The sequence below is a fragment of the Streptomyces sp. CWNU-52B genome (assembly GCF_047444975.1).
Classification (GTDB): domain Bacteria; phylum Actinomycetota; class Actinomycetes; order Streptomycetales; family Streptomycetaceae; genus Streptomyces.
Genome location: NZ_JBLFJV010000037.1, coordinates 67,550 through 88,388, shown reverse-complemented (window position 1 = coordinate 88,388; position 20,839 = coordinate 67,550). Strand labels below are relative to the sequence as shown.

The following is a 20,839-nucleotide window of genomic DNA, read 5'->3' as shown; positions in this document are numbered from 1 at the left end:
ACGTCATACGCACCTTAGGCGCCGGATACACCTCGCCCGCACCACGAGGCCGCGCGTCGTGCGCGCCTCGGCCGCACGTCGTCCCGTCCCGCCTCGCCCGTGCGTCGCCTACGCGTCGACCTCGACCAGCTTGTCGCCGTCGAAGGTGACGACCTCGAAGTGGTCGATGTCGGCGGTGTTCATCGCGACGGCGCCCTGGAGGTAGAGCGGGTTCCTGGCCAGCTCGGTGGCGGCGTCCTTGATGCCGTAGCCCCACTTCGGGACGGTCCAGGTGGTCGCCGTCTCCCGCTCGCCGTTCTTGCCCACGGCGACCAGGGAGCACTTCTCCGGGCCCTTGACGTTCTTCAGCTCCAGGCCGAGGCCGGTGCCGTAGGGCTTGCTGACCATGCCGACCGCGGCACTGACCTGAGTGCTCGCGTCCGTGCCCTGGACCTTGTCCTTCATCTCCGTGAACACCTGCTTGGCGGGGCTGGCCGACTGCAGGGGCCTGGCTTCCTGTGTCGTGTCACCACCGCTGGCCGCGATCGCGACGATGGGGCCGCCGATGATCAGTGAGGCCGCGAGCCCGAAGAAGAGACGCCGGCTCTTCTTGGCGCGCACCCGGCGTTCGACGACCTCGCCGACCAGCCGGTCCGAGAGCTGACTGCTCGGGCGCACGGCGAGTGTCTCGCCGATGGCCGGTGTGCCGCGGGTGCCCGGCAGGTCCGCGAGGGCGGCCAGCATCGGCTCCATGCCCGCGAGTTCGTCCAGTTGCTGCCCGCACCACTCGCACGTGGCGAGGTGCTCCTCGAACGCGGTCGCCTCGGCGTCGTCGAGGATGCCCAACGCATAGGCACCCACCGTCTCGTGCAGATCGCCCTGCCCTTGCGAACTTTGCATGGATCCAGGACTACCCGTTCCGTATCCCCCGTATGTGCTCATGCCGTCACCCCCCGCTCCTCCAGTGCGAGCTTCATCGAACGCAGGGCATAGAACACCCGTGAGCGCACCGTGCCGCTGGGTATCCCCAGGGTTTCGGCGGCCTCGTTTACGGTACGCCCCTTGAAGTACGTCTCGACCAGTACCTCCCGGTGGGCGGGGGTCAGGTCGTCGAGCGCGTCAGAGAGTGTCATCAGCCACAACGCCTTGTCGATCTCGTCCTCCGCGGGAATGACCTCCAGCGGCGACGGGTCCACCTCCTGCGGCCGGGCCTGCCGGCTGCGGTGCCCGTCGATGACGATGCGTCGAGCGACCGTCACCAGCCAGGGGCGTACCGAACCGGTCGCTCGGTTGAGCTGACCGGCGTTCTTCCAGGCCCGGATGAGCGTCTCCTGTACGACGTCCTCCGCCCGCTGCCTGTCCCCGGCGACCAGCCGCAGCACATAGGCGAGCAGGGGCCCGGCGTGTTCCCGGTACAGCGCACGCATCAGCTCCTCGTCCGGTTCCGAGGGCTGGGACATGCGATGTCGGGCCCTCGGCGATCGTTCATCGGCCACGGCGGAATCCTTGCGCACGCCTACCTCCGGTGTCCGGGGGATCCCCCAGTCGGTCGCTCATCTCCGGATACGGGTGCGGGCGTTGCGCTGTTCAAAGTGAATGGAATTCTTTGTGGGAAGCGTGAGGATTCCGTCTCCTCATGTGCTCCACAAGTCGTTCACGGGGGATCCACGAAGGATCCTAAGCCCGTGCGAGGGCTGCTCTGCGCCGGTGCCTGGCCACGCGCTCCCGGTTTCCGCACACCTCACTGGAGCACCACCTGCGACGACGCCCCCTGGACGTATCCAGGTACACGATCGGGCAGTTGTCTCCCTCACACTGGCGGACGCTCGCGCGGGCCGCCGGGTCCGTGAGGAGTTCCACGGTGTCACGGGCGACCGCCGCGAGCAGTGCCGCGCAGGTCGGAGGGGCGCACAGGGCACGGACGAGCGAGCCGGCCGTGTCCCACACCGCCAAGGGTACGGGCGGTGCGACGCGGGCGAGTTCGTTGACACGGGTCAGCGCGACATCGAAGGGCCGGGAGTCCCGGGATGGCTCTCCACGTACCAACTGTCCGATATGGCTGCGCAGTTCGCGGAAATCCACGACCCAGGAGGAGTCCGCCGACACGAGGGGCGTACCCGCCGGGACGAGTCCGGATCCGATGATCCAGGCCCGCAGCGGTTCGGCCGCGTCGAGCCGTTCCTCGGGGTGTGTGGTCGCCAGGAGATCGAGACAGATCCGCCCGGAGTCGAACCGCAGCTCGTACGGGGCCGTGGCCGTGCCCAATGCCATGTGCCTGTCACCGCCTTGGGATTGCCGCCATGCGGGGCCGGTACCCCTACAGTGCCTTCCCCCGCGCGCGGCGGGAAGCCCCACGCCGCCCGCGACCCGCCCGCGCCGGTCCGCTGCCGCGTGCGCGGTGGCGCCGCGAACGCACTGTGTACGTGCTCTGCGTGCGTGCCCTGGGTGTGTGCCCCGCGTGTGTGGGGGCTGGACGTCCGCGTATGCGGGTGCGCGTATGAGCCATGTCGTCCGGGACGGCCCGGCGCTTGACTCGACCGCATGACAGGTATTCCGGAGAGTTCGAGGAACGCGAGCGGCACAGGCGGCTCGAAGGGCCGCTCGGAGGGCCGCGCGGAGGGCCGCGCGGAGGGCGACGGCTCGGGGCGGCGGCGAGCCCCTGCGGCGGCCGGAGGGGTGCTGCTCGCGGCCACCGTCGCCATGGGTCTGATCGCGGGGGTGTTCTACGCGTTCGCGTGCAGCGTGATGCCGGCGCTGGCCCGCAGCGACGACCGTGTCTACGTAGAGGTCATGCAGAACATCGACGAGGTCATCCAGAACCCGGTGTTCTTCCTGAGCTTCCTGGGCGCGCTGCTGCTGACGGCCGTGTCCGCCTGGCAGTGGCGCGGCGCACCGCGGCTGCGGGGCTGGGTGTTCGCGGCGTTCGTCGCGTACGCGCTGGCGTTCTTGTGCACCGTCGTCGCGAACATCCCGCTGAACAACGACCTGGCGGCCGCGGGGAATCCGGCGACGACGGCCGACCCGGCCGCCGTGCGCGAGGAGTTCGAGGACCCGTGGGTGGCCTGGAACGTCGTACGGGCCGTACTGTCCACGCTCGCCCTGGGCCTCCTGGCACGAGCGCTGGTGCTGTACGGCCGGTACGAACACGGACACGCGCACGGACGCCGGGGCCGCTCGGGGCGTCAGTCGTCGGCGTACTTGGAGTCGGCGGCGGGGTCGAGGGCGAGCCGGTAGCCGCGCTTGACGACGGTCTGGATGAGCTTGGGCGTGCCCAGTGCGGTACGCAGCCGGGCCATGGCGGTCTCCACGGCGTGCTCGTCCCTGCCCGCGCCCGGCAGGGCCCGCAGCAGCTCGGCGCGGGACACCACCCAGCCGGGCCGCCGGGACAGCGCGCGCAGCAGGGACATCCCGGCGGGCGGTACGGGCCGCAGCGCGTCGTCCACCAGCACCGCGTGCCCGCGGATCTCCACCCGGTGGCCGGCGACCGGCAACGTCCGGGCCCGGGACGGCAGTTCCTTGCACAGCACCTGGACGAGGGGGCCGAGCCGGAAGCGTTCCGGCTGGACGGTGTCGATGCCCCGGGCCTGGAGCGGCAGCGCGGTGACCGGGCCGACGCAGGCGGGCAGCACGTCGTGGTTGAGGGCGGCGAGCAGTTCGGGCAGCAGCCCGCGTTCGTCGGCGCGGCCCAGCAGCGAGGCCGCGGCCGGGGCGCTGGTGAAGGTCAGCGCGTCCACGCCGCGGGCGACGGTGGCGTCGAGCAGCCGGTCCACCGGCCCGATGTCCTCCGGGGGCATCCACCGGTACACGGGGACGCCGACGACCTCCGCGCCGGCGGCCCGCAGCGACTCGACGAAGCCGGGCAGCGGCTCACCGTGCAGCTGGATCGCGATCCGGCGTCCCTCGACACCTTCGTCCAGCAGCCGGTCGAGCACTTCGGCCATGGATTCGGAGGACGGGGACCATTCCTCGGTCAGCCCCTGGGCGCGTACCGCACCTTTGACCTTGGGTCCGCGGGCGAGCAGCTCGACCCGGCGCAGTACGGCGAGCAGCTCCTCGCCGAGACCCCAGCCGTCGGCGGCCTCGACCCAGCCGCGGAACCCGATCGCGGTGGTCGCGACCACGATGTCCGGCGCCTGGTCGAGCAGCTGCTTGGTCGCGGCCAGCAGCTCGCTGTCGTCGGCGAGGGGCACGATGCGCAGGGCGGGGGCGTGCAGGACGACGGCGCCGCGGCGCTGGAGCAGGACGCCGAGTTCGTCGGCGCGACGGGCGGCGGTGACACCGACGGTGAAGCCGGCCAGCGGCCCGTGATCGCGCTGCGGCTCGACCTGCGGCTCGGCTCGCTGCTCGGCTTGCTGCTCGACTCGCTGCTCGGGGTGTGGTTGAGGCCGGTCGGGCCGGTCCGGTTGCTGCGGTTCCTCGTACATGGCTCTCGTCCCGGTGTTCGTCCACGTCACCCGCTGGATGGGGGCGCCCTGCTCCGAGTACCCGTATCGGGGCCTCCGGGGCATTCTCCGCCTGCCCCGTTCGTCCGCGTCATGGCGGACGACCGAGCCTGTCAATCATGCGTGACAGGCTCGGTTCCGCTTGATGTCACCCGTGTTACGTCACACCTCGGCGTAGCTGAGCTGCGGCTTCGCCTCGGAGGCGGCCGTGGCGGGCGACTCGGCGGCCGCCGGGCGGCGAAGGTATACGGCCCAGGTGACCGCGAAGCAGACCGCGTAGAAGGCGAGGAAGCCGACGAAGGCCCCGGTGCCGGATCCGGCGCTCAGGAAGGACTGCCGGAAGGCGAGGTTGATCCCGAGCCCGCCGAGCGCGCCCACGGCACCGATGAGCCCCATGGAGGCCCCCGACATCCGCCGCCCGTACGACGCGGCCTCTTCCCCGCTCAGCCCCAGGGCGTCGGCCTTGGCCTGGAAGATGCCGGGGATCATCTTGTACGTGGAGCCGTTGCCGAGCCCGGTGAGCACGAACAGCACGATGAACGCGACGGTGAACAGGGCGAGCGACTCCGCCATGGAGGCGGCGACGATGACGGCGGTCGCGGCGCCCATGCCGACGAAGTTCCACAGGGTGATGCGGGCGCCGCCGTACGTGTCGGCGAGCCGGCCGCCGACGGGGCGGATCAGCGAGCCGAGCAGCGGCCCGATGAAGGTGACGTACGCCGCTTCCAGGGGCGTACGCCCGAACTGCGTCTGGAGCACGAGCCCGAAGGCGAAGCTGTATCCGATGAACGACCCGAACGTCCCGATGTAGAGGAGGGACATGATCCAGGTGTGCGGGTCCTTCACGGCCTCCTTGGCGGCGCCGGTGTCGTTCTTCACGGACGTGAGGTTGTCCATGTAGAGGGCGCCGAGGACCGCGACGACGACGATCAGCGGGATGTAGATCCCCAGGAGCACGCGCGGACCGCCGCCTGCGCCGATGACGGCGAGCCCGATGAGCTGCACGACGGGCACGCCGACGTTGCCGCCGCCGGCGTTGAGCCCGAGGGCCCACCCCTTCTTCCGCAGTGGGAAGAACGAATTGATGTTGGTCATGGAGGAGGCGAAGTTGCCGCCGCCCACACCGGCGAGCATGGCGCAGACGAGGAAGGTCCCGAAGGACGTGCCGGGCTCCATGACGACGAACGCGGCGACCGTCGGGACGAGCAGCATGCTGGCCGCGATGATGGTCCAGTTCCGGCCACCGAACCGGGCGACCGCGAAGGTGTAGGGCACGCGCACGATGGCGCCGACGAGGGTGGCCATCGAGATGATGAAGAACTTGTCGGCGGGGGTCAGCCCGTACTCGGGCCCCATGAAGAGCACCATGACCGACCAGAGGGTCCAGATCGAGAACCCGATGTGCTCGGAGAGGACGGAGAAGAACAGATTGCGCCGGGCGACCTTCTCCCCCGTCTCCTTCCAGAACGCCTCGTCCTCCGGGTCCCACTGCTCGATCCAGCGGCCCCCTTTGCGCGGTGTGATGCTGCTGCTCGGGGCTGTCATCTCACGGCCTCCACGTTTCTCCGGGTGGTGCTCCCGAAGGTAGGGACGGCGCGTTTCCACCCTGTGGCTACGAGTGACCACGGGGGAACGTTGCTCTCACCCTGGGGTGGGGGGCGTGGTGAGGGGTTTTGCGGGGCCGCACCGAGAGCGCGTCTACGACTGGGGCCGAGACAGGGACTGGGAGTGGGAGTGGGGCTGGGAGTGGGACTGGGGCTGGGGCTGGGAGTGGGAGTGGGACTGAGGGTCGACCTCGAACCACAGCAGCTTGCCGGCGCCGCGACCGAGCAGGTCGTGCCCCAGGGACCAGCCGCCCCAGGAACTGGCGCACTGCCGTACGAGGAACAGCCCGCGCCCTCCTTCCGCGCTCACCGGGGCGGGCGGCACCGCCTGAACACCGGGGGGCTCGTCGAAGGGCGCCGGGATGTGCGGACTGCTGTCCCACACCCCGACGCGCAACCGCCCGCCGCCCAGCGCACTCAGCCGCAACGAGGCGGGGCCTCTCGTGTGCAGATACGCATTGGTGACCATCTCGGACGTCAACAGTTCGACCACATCGACGATTTCGGCCATTCCATGCCCCTGCAACGCGGCCCGCACGGTCATACGTGCGACGCGGGCGGCACGGGGGTCATGGGGCAGGCGAAGGGCGTACGTGCAGGTGTCGGGCGGGGCTACGGTGACCATGAACGCCTCCAGGAGGAAAGGGAGGGAGGGGGACTTGGGCTCGCTCAGTACCGGTGCCGTGCGGTGGCAGTGCCTGGTGGGGTGCGCTTCCGCGTTGCAGGCCAGGGAAGTTGAGCGACCTGCGGCTCACCCTAGAGGAGTCGATGTAACATTTGACATCGAATGAGTCGAAGAATAGACAGTTCCCTCTTATGGGTGACAGCGGGAACCCCAGCACGACGAGAGAAGGTTCAGTGCCGCCCAGCACCGCCCCCACGCTGCGCCAGCAACGTCTGGGTACCGAACTGCGCAAGCTCCGGGAGCACGCGGGACTGACGTCCAGCTCGGCCGCAGGACTCCTCGGCCTCAAGCAGGCGCAGATCAGCAACATCGAGGCGGGCCGCTATGCCGTCAGCGCCGACCGCGTCCGCACCTTCGCCAGCAGCTACAGCTGCACCGACCCTTTGTTCGTCGATGCACTGGCCGCGATGACCGGCGGACGGCAGCGTGGGTGGTGGGACGAATATCGAGAACATCTACCCGCCACGTTGATCGACCTCGCCGAGCTTGAGCACTACGCCACCGGTCTACGCGTGGCACTCATCATCCACATCCCAGCGCTGCTTCAGACCACCGACCACGCACGAGCCCTCTTCCGGCAAGTGGCCCCGCCCATGCGGCAGTACGAGATCGAGCATCGCCTGACACATCGCATCAAGCGGCAGGGCATCCTGCACGGGGAGAATCCGCTCTCGTACACGGCAGCGATCCACGAGGCCGCGCTTCGCATGGGCTTCGGCGGCCCGGCCGTCGCGCGCGCCCAACTCCAGCACCTCATGGACATGAGCGGGCTGGCCCATGTCTCCATCAGGGTGATTCCCTTCGGCGCGGATCGTTTCCCAAGCACGGGTCAGTCCTTCGACTACGTCGAGGGCTCCGTCCCACAACTCGACACCGTTCAACTGGACACACACCACGGCGGCTGCGGATTCCTCGACGCAGAGGCACAGTTGAGCAAATACCGGGCGGTGCTGGGTCACATAGAGTCCTGTGCGCTCAATCCGGCCGAGTCACGTGACTTCATCCACCGCCTCATCCGCAACAGCTGAAGGAGACCGACCATGCCCTCCATCCACTGGCAGAAGTCCACGTACAGCGGCGATAGTTCAAACTGCGTCTACGTCGCCGCCACCCCCGCCGGAGCCGTCCACCTCCGCGAGAGCGACAACCCCGACACCGTCGTCACAACAACCCGGCCTCGCCTCCAGGACCTGATACGAGCCCTGAAGGCACACCCGTCTCCGCAACGATGACCTCCGAAGGTGAGGCGGGGTGACGCCCTTCACGGCTGGCATTTGCTGCTCGCCCTCTCCGAAAGCATGTCCTGAGTGACCCATACCCCGGCCGAGTTCTTCTTCAAGACCGTGTTGTAAAAAACGTAACTGTTCTTACTCACCGGCGTCTTGTCGACCTTCCCGGTCTTGACGTACTTGCTGTAGGCCTTGCCTTGGTCCTCGCAGTACGTGAGCGTGGCCGTTCCATCGCCGCGGAGAGTCACCGACTCGCCGTAGAATCGGTAGATCCCAGTGGTGCGCGCCCCGTGATCGACGAACCGCTGCACGTACTTCTCCGTCGCCGCCGCCAACTCGCTCTCCGCATAGAAGCGATACGCGGGGTCGAGCGGATCCTGGTTGGCGATAGCCTGGTCCGTGGCCTTGATGAACTGCTCGCCGTCGGACAGAACAGCCTCTCTGTCCGCGTCGCCCGTCTTCTTCTTCCAGTCAAAGGAATAGTGAAGATCCGGCGGCAATTCGATCTTAGGCCGCCCGGCCACAGCCTCAGCAGAGGCGCTGGCCGAAGCCGAGCTTCCCGTGCCAGTACCCTTCCCGGTACCGACGTTCTTGTCCTGGGAACTGTCGCCACCACAGGCGGACAGCGACAAAGCCACAGCGGCGGTCAGTGAGATCCCGACAAGCAGAGTGGGACGGCGGTTCACAGGCAACTCCCGACAAAGCGAGGGGAAACAAGAAGAACCATGGCACCCATTGCCGATGCGCGGCATTTCCTCATCCAGCACACGCCCTGTCCCCTCGCTTCGAGGTCAGAACAGTGGTTTGCCACACACCCTTCCCACTCTTCTCAAGGCGCGTATTGTAGAGCACGTACGGGCTTTCATCCGAAGGCGTCCTGTCTACCTTCCCGGTCTTGCGGTTCTTGTTGAAGCCCTTGCTCTCGTCCGCACAATAGACGACCGTTGCCGAGGTACTACTGGCCAGGGTGACCCTCGGGTCGTAGTAGCGGGTAGTGCCGGTGAACGAGAGACCAGCCTTCTCATACTCCCGGACCCATTCCACCGCGCCGCTCAGAGCCCTGTCCCGGTAGTAGAACGAGAGGCCCGGGGCGCCTGTGTCGCCTTTGACGATGGCGTCGTTCGTCGCGTCGATGCGCGCCGCGATGTCTGCCAGGACATCGTCCTTCACGTCGTCGCCGCTCTCCCAGTCCTCGTATTCGTCCGTGATGTCCGATGGCAGCTCGACATTCGGCCGGTCGGCCACCGCGGAGGGAGGAGCGGCGACGCTTGGAGTCTTGGACACGCCCGCGTCAGTATCCGTCCCCGCGACTTTTTCGCTGCCCTTCCCCCCTGAGCTGTCGCCTCCACCGCAGGCAGACAGAGTCAGGGCTGTGGCACCAGTCAGCATGATCGCCGCGAGCAACGTGGGACGACGGTTCACGAACTGCTCCCGATGAGGCGAAAGAGACACGAGCACGGCCACGCTACCGAGGGTGTGGGAGACGACACCAGGGTGAATAGCGGCAAAGGCGACGCCGTATCGGCCGCAACCCGTCCATAGCCTGATGAAGCGACAGTCCGAGGCATCTGAATAGTGACCTGCAGACAGCGACAACATCGCCGTGTTGACCATCGCAAAGCCTCCACACGGGAGTCCCCCGGTCCGACGCCCTCCAGAAGCTGCCGCCGACGACTGGAGACTGTTGCCGTAGAGCAACCCAGAAGCCCACCGATCGGTGCCACATACACAAGGCGGCAGTACTCCTCTGAGGCACGAATCCACGTCACCGAGGGCCTCGGAATCACCGAATCAAGACGCGCCGCGACAGGGGTCAACAGGCATTCAAAGAGGAATCGTCAAGACTGTGGATCAGATCAGTCGGGCTGGTCTCGGTGTCGCAGCTGATGGCTCGCCATGTTTCGGACCCGGCGTGTTCGTCCGCTTTCTGCCAGCAGCATGAGGACCTTGGGCGAGGTCACGATCTGCGCGGTTGCGGCCATGCGCTGGAACCAGTCCGCTGCTCCGGTGAGTTCCTCAGCCGTCCATGGGTCGCCCAGGGCGATGGCCCTGAGCAGAGTCCACTCGCGCAGGCGGAGCGTGAGGAAGTCTCGATCCGCGATCACCTCGGTCATGGCCTGAGCCCAGGCCGTGAACCGTGGTTCGGTCAGCAAGTCGGCGGCCCGGCGGTCCAGATGGCGGCCCACCGCACTGTCCGCCATAGTCGCGTCCTGGTCGCGCAGCACGGCGGCCACCAGGTCGGCCTCGTCCTCTTCGGCGACGGCCTCCAGGACCTGCAGGTAGCGGGCGAAGCGCCGATGCTCGGCGGGCTCCTTGTCGAGGTGGGGGCCGATCATGCCGCGAGCCTTTCCGGCCGCTCTGTGGAGGTTGACTCAACGGGGTTCGTGGTCCACAGATGGAACCGGTACTCGGCGGGAAAATCGAAGAACGTCAGGAACTCGTCCTCGTCGTCGGTGATCCGCTTGACGGCCCTGGGGTGCTTCGCCCCGTATTGGTTGGCGAACGCAGCGACGGCCTTGGCGGCTGACTGGGCCGACTTCGGAGGAATGTCCAGGACATCGGCGGTCTCGTGCACCCAGCACCGCTGGTGGCGGGTGCCGGGGAAGACCTCGTGCAACGCGTTCCAGAAGCCGAGTGCGCCGTCGTCGACCGCCAGGATCGGGGCTCGCAGGCTCCGGCGGGCGCAGTCCCGCAGCAGCCCTGCCCACGCTTCGGACAACTCGCGGTAGCCGTCGGTCATCGCAATCAGCTCCTTCTTGCCGTCCGCGCGCACCCCCATCAACACCGGCACGGCGACCTTTGCCTCTTCCAGGCGGATCCGCAGGTGAACGCCGTGTGGTCGGCCTGCCACTGGGCGGTCAGCCGGGCCACCGTCACGGACGAGAGACCCGCCGCAGAGCCGAGGAACTGCTCGAGCGCGGGCATGAAATCAATGGTGGTGACCCTCCTCGGCTGGTGGAATCCGTTGCGCACGACCAAACGCCGGCCGGTCACGTCCCTCTGGCCTGCCAACTCGACTATATGTATGGGCTTCGGCCTCCAGGAGCCGACTCACAGGTCCTGAGCACTGCTCTCATTCAAACAGGCAGTGGCCTTGTCGATGTAGGCGATACCTGCAACCGCTCGGATGCTGGTATCGCCAGATGGGACGACGACTTGGACCATCTGGTCTTTGATCCGAGCACTGTCACCCACCCCCACCGACGACATTCACAACTAGCGCTCTCGGCGAGCCCGTTCCTGCATCGCACCCACCGCAGTGAGCGGACTGTCGAAGCTGACCGTTTCGGCGACCTGCCGGAGGATCGTCCGATACTGCTCGCGGCGGGCCGTGGCCGTCGTACTCAGCGTGAGAACGACCAGACGCTTGCAGTCCGGGTGAGGCAAATAGCCGTGTGTCTGGAGAAGCGCCTGTGCAGAAAGACCGCTTTCAGCTGATGAGGTACGCACGGTCTCACTGAACGCGGCAGGACCACAGGGCAGTTCAAGGTACTCAACCTGCGTGTGACCCTCGCCAGCAGAAGTCACTGCGCGGGCTGCGGTCGCAGCGCGGGACGCTGCCACCGTGTCACGCCAGGAGAGAGTGAGAAAAGAGAGCAGAAGCTCACCAGTGGCACTTCTGCCCGCATCGTCGACGTCGTCACGGTGTAGGCCGATGGAGCAGTGAACAGTACCGACCTCGCGCAATGCGGCCAGCAATCGCTGGCCTTCTGCGACTTGGGCGACGAACCGCTGACGGGTCAACTCGTCGGGTGCCGCGGCAAGGAACGGAGCGAAGGCCATACGTAACTCATCGGCGGCCGCGGAAGCAGGCGGGGCGAGCAGGAGGTCGAGAGGCAGCGGAGTGAACGCAGCAGGTTCGGCGAACCAGATGTCCGCCTGGGGATCCTTGGCGGAGTCGTCGACAGTGAAGCGGGGAGTGGCAGTCATAAGGTCCAGTCCGATAGACGTGCCTCGGCGGTGTCTGCGTTCGTTCTACTGCTGAGGCAACGGGTCAGGCACGTGAGCACCGGCGCGGCGAGCTCGTTCGAGGGCGGCGGTGCTGGCGTTCCAGTCGGTCGGGGTGATCCCCCGACGGCCTGTGGCCGTCCGCTGATAGAGGAGGTGCAGCCGCTTGGGGGCTTCGCCTCCGCGCCCGGTGGCAGCGACAACGGCGATGAAACGGGGATCGCCGGCAAACCAGAGGGGCTCGATCTGGGCCTTCAGTTCCGGCTTGGTACGTGAGGTACCGAATCGCCTCATCCACCAGAATGTGCGCATGTTCGCCAGGAAGAGCAGAGGAACCTGTTCCTGTGGCTCCTCAGGGTTGGGAAACTCGAACCACATCTCGTCCTCTTGAACCTGCGGGTGCTTGTTTCGGCCGCGAGGAACATCGCTGAGGAACTGCCAGGGGTACTGCTGGAAAACTCGCTTGATGCACAAGGACGGGCGGAAATAGGCAAGTTGGAGGACGGCGCGGTAAGTCGCGTAGCCCAGCAGGGGCACAAAGAGCGGGGTGAAACCCGGAGACAGGAACGACACCAGCACAGCCAACGAGCCGACCCAGACAGCGATCCAGCCCGCCAGTCGCCCGACAATCATGATCATGTGTTGAATCCAGGCCTGCCTGGTCGCTGGATAGTCCCAAGCAGTGGGGTAATCGGTCGGATGCATGAGGTGAGTTCTCTCTGTTTGGCGCTCAGAAGACGTGTCGGGCGATATCGACAAGACCTCCGACGTCAAGGCCAAGCCTCGCTCCGTCGATACCTGCCACAGAGCCGTCCTTGACCCCGTCGTCGTCGGTGTCCACAGCTGTCATGACCAGGCCGAAGCCTGCAGTGGCCACGCCGACCGAGGATGAGGTGACCTCGACCGTCCTCGTGATCTGGGCCGCCCGGGCACCCCGAATCGTGAGATCGAGCAACGCGTTGTCCAGGTTGGAGATCGACTTCGCATGCTCCATTGTGGTGCTCCCAAACCGAGCCGCCCGCTGGCCGAGCGTGAATGCCTCCCCCGCCTCGCCAGTTGCCCGCACAGCAGCTGCAGCACCCTTGCTCGCAGCTCCAATACCGGGCACCATGCCAAGCGCGTCACCCCCCAAGGTGACGAAATTGCTCCAGAAGTCCGAGTCGAACTCGCCCTTGGTGAAACCGTCCTTCAGCGACGCCCATACTTCGGGGTTCTCGGCGATGCGCAGGGTCAGCGCCGTAGCACTCAACGCCGCCGCGGCAAGCAGCAGCACCGCGGCCGCCGTTCCACCCGTCAGGACGAACAGCGCCACCAGCCCGACCACTGCGGCCACTCCGCTGAGGATGTCCGGGAGGTTCTCGCCGAGCCAGTCCATCGCCGAGTCGAACCACCCGGGCTCATGCGGCGCCAGCTTCTTCGTCGCGTCCCGGATCCTGCCCGCCCGGTACTGAGCCTGCTTCTCGTGTTCCTCGGCGAGCTTCCGAGCCCTGCCGAGGATCTTCTCGAGGTCGGCTTCCGCCTCATCCACGGCCGTGTTCGCACGGGTCAGCGCCTTCTGCGCATCGTCGTGCCCAGCGCCCTTCTTCTTGTCCAGGGCCGGATCGTCGCCCGCGGTCGTCGCCTTGCCCTTCGCCGCGTCGACCGCAGCACGCGCGTCCTTCGCCTCTTCGTCCAGGCGTGTCGCACGATGCTGGAAGTCGTCGAGTTCGCCCTCCCAGAGGCTCAATTGCTTGGCGGCCTTACGCAGGGAACGCGCGGCGTTCTTCAGGTTCAGCGGCAGCGGGCCACCGTCGAGCTGCTCCCGGAACGCAACGGCCGCGTCGCCCTTCCAATAGCCGCCGTCCATCAACTTGGCGACCAGGTCACGCGTTTCTTCGAGTACCTTCGCGCAGCCGGCGAGCTTCTTGTGCAGACCGCTCACCGTGTCGGTGCTGCCCGGCACAGGGTTGAAGCCCAGGCTGGGATAGTCGGGGTTCGCGATCGTCGGGGAGGATTTCAGTCCCTGTGGAAGGGACGCGTTCCTCGCGGCCTCGGACTGAGACAAAGGCGACGGCTCGATGCCGGGCGTCTGCGTCACTTCTTGCCGCCTCCGCTGCCGTCCCCGGTCTTCTTCAATGCTTCCTCAAGCGCCTTGTCGACCTCGCGGTAACTGTCCCGGCTCTTCCCGATGATCTCAGCAAGGTCCTCGGTCTGCTTACCGATCTCCTCCGAGCCGTACTTCCAGTCCGCCTGGAACCCCTCACACGCGGAGTCCAGATCATCGGTGCCCAGGCCCGTGACAGTCGCTTCGGACAACGCCTTACGGACACCCTTGAGCGAGTCCGTCGACTTGTTCAGCATCTTCATGAACCGCTCGAGTTCGTCGCCGTCGACCGCCAGCCGCTCCGCCATGCCCGTTACCTCTCCCGTCGCCCGAAAAGTAGCCGTCGCCGTCGACTCCGCCCGCTGACCCTTTGCCGTCTCCGGAACCGCCACCGAATGGATCTTCCCCACCGGGAGGGGCCGGTTCGGCGTTGGCGTTGGCGTTGGGAACAGCGTTCCGGCAGGAGGCGCTCGTCGGCAGCATGACCCTCGCCATACGAAAAGGCCGGCTCATGGCTGGCACCTGTCAGCTCCTCGAGTGGAGGAGATCTTCATGAGCTCCCAGACCCCTACATCGTTCTTCTCGACTTGGACGCCGTAGGCGACGTAACTCCTCTTGGTGACCTTGGTCTTCTTGACCTCTCCGGTCTTGATGACCTTGCTGTACGCCTTGCTCTCGTCGGCGCAGTAGCTGAGCGAAGCGGAGCTCTTGGAACTCACCGTTACCTGACGGTCGAAGTAGCGCACGTCCCCGGTGACCGTCCAACCGGCGTCCGAGAACGCCTCGACCCACTTCTGAGCGGCAGCCGCACCCTCCGTATAGAACTCCAGGGCAGGCAACCGCGGATTCTGGGCGACGATAGCCGCGTCGAGTGCGCGGACGACTTCTGCGTTGTCCTTCAGAACCCCGTTCTTGACAGCATCCTCGGACCCCTGCGGGGCGAAGCTGTGCGTCACATCCGACGGCAGCTCGATCTTCGGCCGCCCAGCCGCAGCCTCCACCGAAGCGCTCGGCGAAGCCGACTTCTCCCTGCCGGTGTCGGCACCCGCAATCTTGTCGCTGCCCTTGCCCTCGGAGCTGTCGCCGCCACCGCCACCACAGGCGGACAGCGACAAGGCCGCAGCGGCAGTCAGCGCGATCACCGCAAGCAGCGTGGGACGGCGGTTCACAGACAGCTCCCGCTGAGATGAAGGGGTCATGAGCACGGCCACGCTACCGAGGGTGCAGGAGACGACACCAGAGCGAATTACAGCAAGGGCGACGCCACATCAGCCGCAACCCGTCCAAAGACTCGGGAAGCGGCAGTCCTAGGTGTCTGAAGAATGACCTGTAAGGAGCGGCGACATCGCCGTGTTGACCATCGCAAAGCCTCAACGCAGGGAGCCCCACCCGGTCTAACACCCTCCGAAAGCGGCCGCCATACGCCTGAGAGCTCCCGGATACTCCCCACGCAGAACGGAGCGTGCCTACCCGCAAGGGCAAGCGCACTTGCAGCATGATGCGCTCGGTTTACCGAAGCTCCCCCTCCGGACTGACTCAACTCGTGGCGGCATACCGCCACCGCCCTGCCTTCACCGGTCGAGCAGATGCTCCAGCGCCCCGTCGTACGCACGGAAGGCAGCCTTGCCGCTCTCCGGGGCGTCCGACTCGGGGCGAAGGATGCCCGGCAGATGGGCGACGCGCCACATGCGGAAGATCACCGTGGGCGCACTCCGTCCGGACTCGTCCGCCAGGCCGGCCGCGAGACGGAGGATGCCGGCCACTTGCTCCGCTCCTCGCCCGGCTTCGGTCCCCGCCACGATGGCGGCGGTGATCAGTGCCTGCAGAAAATGGCTCAGTTGCAGATCCGCGGCCATGCGGCACATGCGCCGCACCCTGACCGGTTCATCGAGCTCGGCCAGGTCACGCGGGACGGCTTCCAGCCCGCCCGACCACAGCAGCAGGAACGCCGCAGGCACCTCGTGGTCGCGGAATCGACCGAGTTCATCGACGATCCCCATGGCCGCATCGCCGAACGCACAGACCGTACGGATTCGGTCCAGCATCTCCGCGACGTCATCCTGTCGACGGGTGAGGAAATCTCCCACCGAGACGTCGGACAATTCCCAGGTTCCCGTACGGTTCACCGCACCGATTTCAATCACACCGCCGAGCGGCCCGAATACCGAACGCGCGAGACTCGACTCGGGAATGGGGCTGATCCGTTCTGACATGTTCTCCGTGCCTCATATTCTTCGAACTAGAACTGACCCATCATATGCTGAATGATCGCGTCCCTCTGCGGAAGGGCCCGGGGAGAGCCGGCGTTGAGAATGTCGACACCGTCCTGGGTGTTGACGTAGTACTCCGGCTCTCTTCCGGCGGGACCGCCATGCTGTCTGTACACGGACTCGGCGAACGATCTGGGAACTTCGACGCGGACGACCGATCCTTCGGGCGTAGCGTATCCGGTGGCAGCCCTGTTGAAATCATCCGTCAGATACACGCCCATGTCCGGAGTGTATTCTCGTTGGAGATCATCGGAATGGCTCAGAGAGAATTGATTGCCGGTCCAATTCCGTGATCCGTGATAGAGGACCACCGTGTCGTCACACGACATGAGACCGAACGGGTCGAACTGCCGCAGCGGGTTGGTGACGTAACCGTACGGATCGGGGGCCGGAGTCAGTCCTAGCGGATCAAGTGACGCGTATCGGCCCGTTTCAGGGTCGTAATGACGCTGATAGTTGTAGTGAAAGCCTGATTCCGGGTCGTGATACTGACCGGGGAAGCGCAGAGGCGTGTATGCCTGGCTGTCCCTCGGCCAGGCGGTGAGCCCCCAGACCGTCCGTTGCGCGTGCCAGGCCACCACCCCGTGCTCGTCCACAAGCTCGGTAGGTGTGCCGATCAGATCAGTCACGACGGCGAAGAACCGGGAGTCGATCTCCTCCTGGGTCGCCTCGTCCGTGAGCCGTTCCGTCTGGGCTATGGGCCGATGTCCCTGATGGTCCCAGGTGAGGGTGACGGGGTAGGGAAGATCGGCCGAGACGGTGGTCTGCTCGGCGAGGGTCGTCCCGTCCCAGGTGAAGTCGGTCCGCTCCACGACAGTCCGGCCGTCGTCGCCCATGCGCCGTTTGGAGATTCTGCGCCCCAGCGGGTCGTACAGATAGCGCCAGACCGTGCCGTCCGGTGTGACCACGGATGTCAGACGGTCCTCAGCGTCCCACGTGTACCGCCACACCTCAGGTTTGCGCGAGAGGCGCTTCTTTCGGCGCAGGACCGTCCGCCCCGCCGCGTCGTACTCGTAACTCGTCGAGCCGGCGCGCTCCAGCCGGGTCCCTGACAGCTTCCGATCTCCCGCGGACTCGCCGTCCGCCTGATGGCCCGGCCAAGAGGCCGAGGTGACCTGCCCCAGAGCGTCGTAGGAGTAACTTTCCGCCCGGGAGGCCCCCTGGAGTCCTGACACGCGTCCCACGGCGTCGAGTTCCAGATTCATCACACCGTCGAAGGCGTCCTCGACCTGGACGACATGGTGATCTGCGCGGTAGCCGTACGAGCGCTTCTGAACCTGGTTCCCCGCCGCCGTCACCAATTGTTCCAGCGGACGCCCGGCGACGTCCCAGGTCTGGGTGAGCGACAGGGAATCGGTTATCAGGCGGCCGGTCTCCTGTCCTGCGGCATCATGGGTGAAGTCGACGGTGCGGCCCGCGGCGCGCAGGGACGCGGTACGCCCGAGAGGGTCGTACGTGTAGGCAGTACGGGCGCCCGAGGGAGTGACGCGTTCCATGCGCCGGCCGAGCGCATCGTAGGCCGATGCGAGTGTGCGCCCGTTGATCCGTTCGGAGGTGACCCGCCCATCGAGGCCGCGGTCCCATTCCAGGTCGCAATCAGGACTCGACGCACGGACGAGTCGACCGACCGGGTCGTACGCATACGAGGTGACGTCTCCGTCCACCGATTTGTCGACCAGCCGCCCCATCGCGTCATAGGCATAGCGAACGCTCTGGCCTGTCGGGGTGACCCGTCGGCCGAGCCGGCCCGCCGCGTCACGTTCAAGAGTGATCAGCCGACCGTCGAAGTCGGTTTCGGCCGTGAGGCGACCCGCGAGGTCGTACGCGTAGTGCCAGGTGAGGCCGAGAGGGTTGGTCACCCCGGTGAGCCGCAGCGAGGCGTCGTACGCGAACTCGTGACGGCTGCCGTCAGGTCCGGTCTGTGAACTCAGCAGGTCGAAGTGTGTGTACTCGAAGGTCGTCCGCTCGCCGCCGGGGCCCGTGTGCTCGGTGCAGTTCCCCTCACCGTCGTAGGCCCATGTCTCCTCGGAGCTGTCCGGGCCGAGTGCACGTTCCAGGTGGCCTTCGATCGTCCACCAGAGCCGGGTCGTGTGCCCCAGTGGATCGGTGCTCCTGCTGAGCCGCCCGAAAGGATCGTAGGCACGGGTCGTGCGGTCGCCCAGCGCGCTGACGGTCTCGACACGCAGGCCGGCTGGGTCGCATCGCACCCGTGTGGTGGCTCCGGCAGGGTCGGTGACCGAGTTGAGGTTGCCCCGGCCGTCGTACGTGAAGCGGGTGGAGGCGCCGTTCGGGTGGACCAGGCGGACGAGATTCCCACGCTCGTCGTAGGCGTGTTCCCAGACTGCTCCGTCCGGCTGAACCACCCGGATCGGCAGGTTCCCCGTGTCGTACTCGACAGTGAGTACGCCGCCGTCCGGATGCCGGATCTCGGTCGGCCTGCCCTCGGCGTTGTACGCGTACGCGGTGGTGTTACCGAGAGCGTCGGTACGCGACTGGACGTGGTGGTGCTCGTCGTACGTGGTGCGGCCCGTGTAGCCAAGAGGGTCGGCCTCGGCGACGACCTGGCTGTTGTCGTTGATGACGAACCGGGACACCGCGCCTTCGGCCGTGGTGTGGGTGGTGATGCGGCAGTCCGGCCAGGAGGGGTCCGACCCGTCGTACGCGAACGTGCCACTGACGTGCCCGGCGTCGCCGCCCTGTGTGAGGCAACGGTCATGCTCGTCGTACGTGTAGGCATAGCGGCTGCGGTTGCTGTCCGTCCAGTCGGCGACGCGCAGGCGACGGTCGTAGCCGAACTTCCTCGGCAGCCCGGAGGAGTTGATGATCTCGGTGAGGTTGCCGTCGGTGTAGCCGTAGCGTTTGAGGACGGCGTCGGAGCCGTCCTCGTTCCCGCCCACCAGGCTGAGAGCGGTGACACGGCCCTCCTCAGTGGCAAGGGCGAGGTGGTAGCCACCAGAGTGCCTGACGGTGAGGGGAGCACCTTGCTCGTCGTAATCGAAGGTGATCGTGTTGCTGTTGCGGTCGACGATGCGGGTGAGCGGTGCGATGCCATCGGCCAGAAGCGCGAAGTGGCGGGCGTGGCCGGTGAGCGGGTCGTCTATGCGATAACCGTCGTCGTCACGGGTCAGTGGCCAGCGCGGGCCTGCCTCGGGCAGGACCGGTGCGCTCCGACCTGTCGGGTGCGGGTAGGCGAGGAGCATGCCGTCCTCAGTGACGAAGACGACGCCCTCTCCGTCGACTTCGAGCCGCTGGTCGATGGTGGAGGCCCAACTGGGTCCGAACCACCAGCCGGTGTGATAGCCGGACGCGGCTCTGCGAGAGAGGGCAAGCGGCAGGGCGCCGGGCAGTACGACATCGGTCTCGGCGAGGAACATCTGGCCGGTCGCGACATCGACTGGGTCGCCGCATCCCTTGATCTTGGACGCCAGACGGTTGTAAGCGCCCTTGGCCCCGTCCGTGAGTGCTCCGCGGGCCGACTTCCCCAGCCCTCGGACACCGGCGGCCATGCCCTTCAGCCCGGCCTTGAGCCCGTTCATGGTCCGCAGACCCTTGAGTCCCTTGGCCAGTCCGCCGAGGGTGGTCAGGCCCTTCATCCCCGGTATGCAGTCCAGAGCCGCGAACGCCACGTCCCACAGGGACGCCTGCCCCTTCAGATACTTGTTGAGGGTGTCGGCCAGCACGACCAGCGCGGCAATGAGCACGATCGCGCCGAGGATGGGGCCGCCGATGATCATCGCGATGATGCCGAGGACCGCGACGACGACCTTGCAGACGGCGACGATGGTGTCCCAGTTGTCGGAGACCCAGTCCCCGACCTCCTCGTACCACTTACGATTCCGAATCCCCGCGTCCGACGCCTCGTCCAGCTTCCGCTTCGCCTCGCCCGCAGCCTCCTCACGCATGCTGCGGGCATCGCCGGCCATCTTCTTCGCCGCGTCGAGGGCGTTCTGCGCGGTGGTCACGTCCGACTGGGCGGACGTGTGGGCGTCCTTGGCACTCTGGGCGTCCCGGGTGGCGGCACGGACCTTCGACTCGTCCGGCTTCTCGACGTCCTTGCCGCCGGTCGGGTCGTCCTTGTACTTGTCGGCTTCCTTGTTCGCCCGGGTGACCCACGAATCAGCCGACGAGAGCCGGGACTTGGCGGAGGAGAGATCCGCCTGGGCTTCACGGCCTTTGGCGAGGGCCTTGTCGGCCAGGGCCTGCGCGCGTTCGAGCTTGGGCCAGTACGCCGCCAGCGCGTCCCCCGCCAGGTCGTACGACTTCTTCAACTTCTTCAAGTTCTTCGGCACACCCGAGAACTCGTCCCGGAACACCTCAGCCGTCTTGCCCACCATCGACAGAACGGCGTCCTCACCCGCCATCCCCGTGACCAGCCGCAGCGCGTCCTGCACATCGTCCGCAAAGTCGTGCAGGCTCTTCGCCAGGGACTTCACCCGGACCGGATCCCCCGGCGTCGGATCCTTCTCCAAGTCCAGGACATGCCAGTCCGTCGGCCGATACCCCGCCACCACGCAACCCCCGTCACGCCAAGCACACCAGAAACGTACGCAGCAGCGAAGTTACTGCATCACCGGAAACGCTCCGAGGCGGCAGGACCGC

19 protein-coding genes and 1 pseudogene are annotated in these 20,839 nt (G+C 66.8%); 3 read left to right on the top strand and 17 right to left on the bottom strand.

Annotation, left to right across the window (positions count from 1 at the left end):
* Positions 1 to 108 precede the first annotated feature (108 nt).
* The 3 genes from ACLVWQ_RS28935 to ACLVWQ_RS28925 form a co-directional block, all read right to left on the bottom strand.
* On the bottom strand, positions 109 to 879 hold the full coding sequence (locus ACLVWQ_RS28935; RefSeq protein WP_414112144.1) for an anti-sigma factor family protein: 771 nt from the start codon (positions 877 to 879) through the stop codon (positions 109 to 111).
* A 38-nt stretch (positions 880 to 917) separates the two neighbouring features.
* Positions 918 to 1,439 carry a sigma-70 family RNA polymerase sigma factor gene (locus ACLVWQ_RS28930; protein ID WP_010039908.1) on the bottom strand — a complete coding sequence of 174 codons (522 nt, stop codon included), beginning with the start codon at positions 1,437 to 1,439 and terminating at the stop codon, positions 918 to 920.
* 217 nt (positions 1,440 to 1,656) lie between these two features.
* Complete coding sequence (locus ACLVWQ_RS28925; RefSeq protein ID WP_414112143.1) at positions 1,657 to 2,250, bottom strand: CGNR zinc finger domain-containing protein; 594 nt, start codon at positions 2,248 to 2,250, stop codon at positions 1,657 to 1,659.
* A 270-nt stretch (positions 2,251 to 2,520) separates the two neighbouring features.
* Between ACLVWQ_RS28925 and ACLVWQ_RS28920 the strand changes: the two genes are divergently transcribed.
* Positions 2,521 to 3,213, top strand: a complete 693-nt coding sequence (locus tag ACLVWQ_RS28920) for a DUF1772 domain-containing protein (RefSeq protein WP_414112142.1) — start codon at positions 2,521 to 2,523, stop codon at positions 3,211 to 3,213.
* On the opposite strand, the gene ACLVWQ_RS28915 is transcribed toward ACLVWQ_RS28920, so the two are convergent.
* From ACLVWQ_RS28915 to ACLVWQ_RS28905, 3 genes are all read right to left on the bottom strand, one after another.
* Positions 3,162 to 4,403 carry a uroporphyrinogen-III synthase gene (locus tag ACLVWQ_RS28915; RefSeq protein ID WP_414112141.1) on the bottom strand — a complete coding sequence of 414 codons (1,242 nt, stop codon included), beginning with the start codon at positions 4,401 to 4,403 and terminating at the stop codon, positions 3,162 to 3,164. The genes ACLVWQ_RS28920 and ACLVWQ_RS28915 overlap by 52 nt on opposite strands.
* 180 nt (positions 4,404 to 4,583) lie before the next feature.
* Positions 4,584 to 5,966, bottom strand: a complete 1,383-nt coding sequence (locus ACLVWQ_RS28910; RefSeq protein WP_414112140.1) for a nitrate/nitrite transporter — start codon at positions 5,964 to 5,966, stop codon at positions 4,584 to 4,586.
* 153 nt (positions 5,967 to 6,119) lie between these two features.
* Positions 6,120 to 6,650, bottom strand: coding sequence for an ATP-binding protein (locus ACLVWQ_RS28905; RefSeq protein ID WP_414112139.1), 531 nt, complete (start codon positions 6,648 to 6,650; stop codon positions 6,120 to 6,122).
* Between the two features lie 233 nt (positions 6,651 to 6,883).
* Between ACLVWQ_RS28905 and ACLVWQ_RS28900 the strand changes: the two genes are divergently transcribed.
* Together ACLVWQ_RS28900 and ACLVWQ_RS28895 are read left to right on the top strand one after the other, a co-directional pair.
* A complete protein-coding gene (locus ACLVWQ_RS28900; protein WP_414112138.1) occupies positions 6,884 to 7,738 on the top strand; it encodes a helix-turn-helix domain-containing protein in 855 nt (284 codons plus the stop codon).
* A gap of 12 nt (positions 7,739 to 7,750) precedes the next feature.
* The gene (locus tag ACLVWQ_RS28895) at positions 7,751 to 7,942 is read left to right on the top strand and encodes a DUF397 domain-containing protein (RefSeq protein WP_414112137.1); all 192 of its coding nucleotides are present in this window, start codon (positions 7,751 to 7,753) and stop codon (positions 7,940 to 7,942) included.
* Between the two features lie 29 nt (positions 7,943 to 7,971).
* Here the strand turns inward: ACLVWQ_RS28895 and ACLVWQ_RS28890 are convergent, their stop codons facing one another.
* The 11 genes and pseudogenes from ACLVWQ_RS28890 to ACLVWQ_RS28840 form a co-directional block, all read right to left on the bottom strand.
* Entirely contained in the window at positions 7,972 to 8,625 is a 654-nt protein-coding gene (locus ACLVWQ_RS28890; RefSeq protein WP_414112136.1) for a hypothetical protein, read from the bottom strand.
* 70 nt (positions 8,626 to 8,695) lie between these two features.
* Positions 8,696 to 9,403, bottom strand: a complete 708-nt coding sequence (locus ACLVWQ_RS28885) for a hypothetical protein (RefSeq protein WP_414112135.1) — start codon at positions 9,401 to 9,403, stop codon at positions 8,696 to 8,698.
* Positions 9,404 to 9,795: 392 nt separating this feature from the next.
* A complete protein-coding gene (locus tag ACLVWQ_RS28880) occupies positions 9,796 to 10,275 on the bottom strand; it encodes a hypothetical protein (RefSeq protein ID WP_414112134.1) in 480 nt (159 codons plus the stop codon).
* A 29-nt stretch (positions 10,276 to 10,304) separates the two neighbouring features.
* Positions 10,305 to 10,963 (bottom strand): annotated as a pseudogene (locus tag ACLVWQ_RS28875) (transposase); the annotation flags it as partial.
* A gap of 192 nt (positions 10,964 to 11,155) precedes the next feature.
* The gene (locus ACLVWQ_RS28870; RefSeq protein ID WP_414112133.1) at positions 11,156 to 11,869 is read right to left on the bottom strand and encodes a hypothetical protein; all 714 of its coding nucleotides are present in this window, start codon (positions 11,867 to 11,869) and stop codon (positions 11,156 to 11,158) included.
* A gap of 45 nt (positions 11,870 to 11,914) precedes the next feature.
* Positions 11,915 to 12,526, bottom strand: a complete 612-nt coding sequence (locus tag ACLVWQ_RS28865) for a hypothetical protein (protein ID WP_414112132.1) — start codon at positions 12,524 to 12,526, stop codon at positions 11,915 to 11,917.
* A 91-nt stretch (positions 12,527 to 12,617) separates the two neighbouring features.
* Positions 12,618 to 13,964 (bottom strand): hypothetical protein, encoded by a 1,347-nt coding sequence (locus ACLVWQ_RS28860; RefSeq protein WP_414112131.1) that lies wholly within the window; start codon positions 13,962 to 13,964, stop codon positions 12,618 to 12,620.
* A complete protein-coding gene (locus ACLVWQ_RS28855; RefSeq protein WP_414112130.1) occupies positions 13,961 to 14,362 on the bottom strand; it encodes a hypothetical protein in 402 nt (133 codons plus the stop codon). The genes ACLVWQ_RS28860 and ACLVWQ_RS28855 overlap by 4 nt, the downstream gene beginning before the upstream one ends.
* A 117-nt stretch (positions 14,363 to 14,479) precedes the next feature.
* Entirely contained in the window at positions 14,480 to 15,181 is a 702-nt protein-coding gene (locus tag ACLVWQ_RS28850; protein ID WP_414112129.1) for a hypothetical protein, read from the bottom strand.
* A 360-nt stretch (positions 15,182 to 15,541) separates the two neighbouring features.
* Complete coding sequence (locus ACLVWQ_RS28845) at positions 15,542 to 16,183, bottom strand: hypothetical protein (RefSeq protein ID WP_414112128.1); 642 nt, start codon at positions 16,181 to 16,183, stop codon at positions 15,542 to 15,544.
* Between the two features lie 26 nt (positions 16,184 to 16,209).
* Complete coding sequence (locus ACLVWQ_RS28840; protein WP_414112127.1) at positions 16,210 to 20,748, bottom strand: DUF6531 domain-containing protein; 4,539 nt, start codon at positions 20,746 to 20,748, stop codon at positions 16,210 to 16,212.
* Between the last annotated feature and the right edge of the window lie 91 nt (positions 20,749 to 20,839).

Coding starts and splice junctions, on each gene's coding strand:
- ACLVWQ_RS28870 (WP_414112133.1), bottom strand. CDS start 11,869: ATGACTGCCACTCCCCGCTTCACTGTCGACGACTCCGCCAAGGATCCC.
- ACLVWQ_RS28930 (WP_010039908.1), bottom strand. CDS start 1,439: ATGTCCCAGCCCTCGGAACCGGACGAGGAGCTGATGCGTGCGCTGTAC.
- ACLVWQ_RS28935 (WP_414112144.1), bottom strand. CDS start 879: ATGCAAAGTTCGCAAGGGCAGGGCGATCTGCACGAGACGGTGGGTGCC.
- ACLVWQ_RS28865 (WP_414112132.1), bottom strand. CDS start 12,526: ATGATCATGATTGTCGGGCGACTGGCGGGCTGGATCGCTGTCTGGGTC.
- ACLVWQ_RS28925 (WP_414112143.1), bottom strand. CDS start 2,250: ATGGCATTGGGCACGGCCACGGCCCCGTACGAGCTGCGGTTCGACTCC.
- ACLVWQ_RS28910 (WP_414112140.1), bottom strand. CDS start 5,966: ATGACAGCCCCGAGCAGCAGCATCACACCGCGCAAAGGGGGCCGCTGG.
- ACLVWQ_RS28920 (WP_414112142.1), top strand. CDS start 2,521: ATGACAGGTATTCCGGAGAGTTCGAGGAACGCGAGCGGCACAGGCGGC.
- ACLVWQ_RS28905 (WP_414112139.1), bottom strand. CDS start 6,650: ATGGTCACCGTAGCCCCGCCCGACACCTGCACGTACGCCCTTCGCCTG.
- ACLVWQ_RS28895 (WP_414112137.1), top strand. CDS start 7,751: ATGCCCTCCATCCACTGGCAGAAGTCCACGTACAGCGGCGATAGTTCA.
- ACLVWQ_RS28915 (WP_414112141.1), bottom strand. CDS start 4,403: ATGTACGAGGAACCGCAGCAACCGGACCGGCCCGACCGGCCTCAACCA.
- ACLVWQ_RS28880 (WP_414112134.1), bottom strand. CDS start 10,275: ATGATCGGCCCCCACCTCGACAAGGAGCCCGCCGAGCATCGGCGCTTC.
- ACLVWQ_RS28845 (WP_414112128.1), bottom strand. CDS start 16,183: ATGTCAGAACGGATCAGCCCCATTCCCGAGTCGAGTCTCGCGCGTTCG.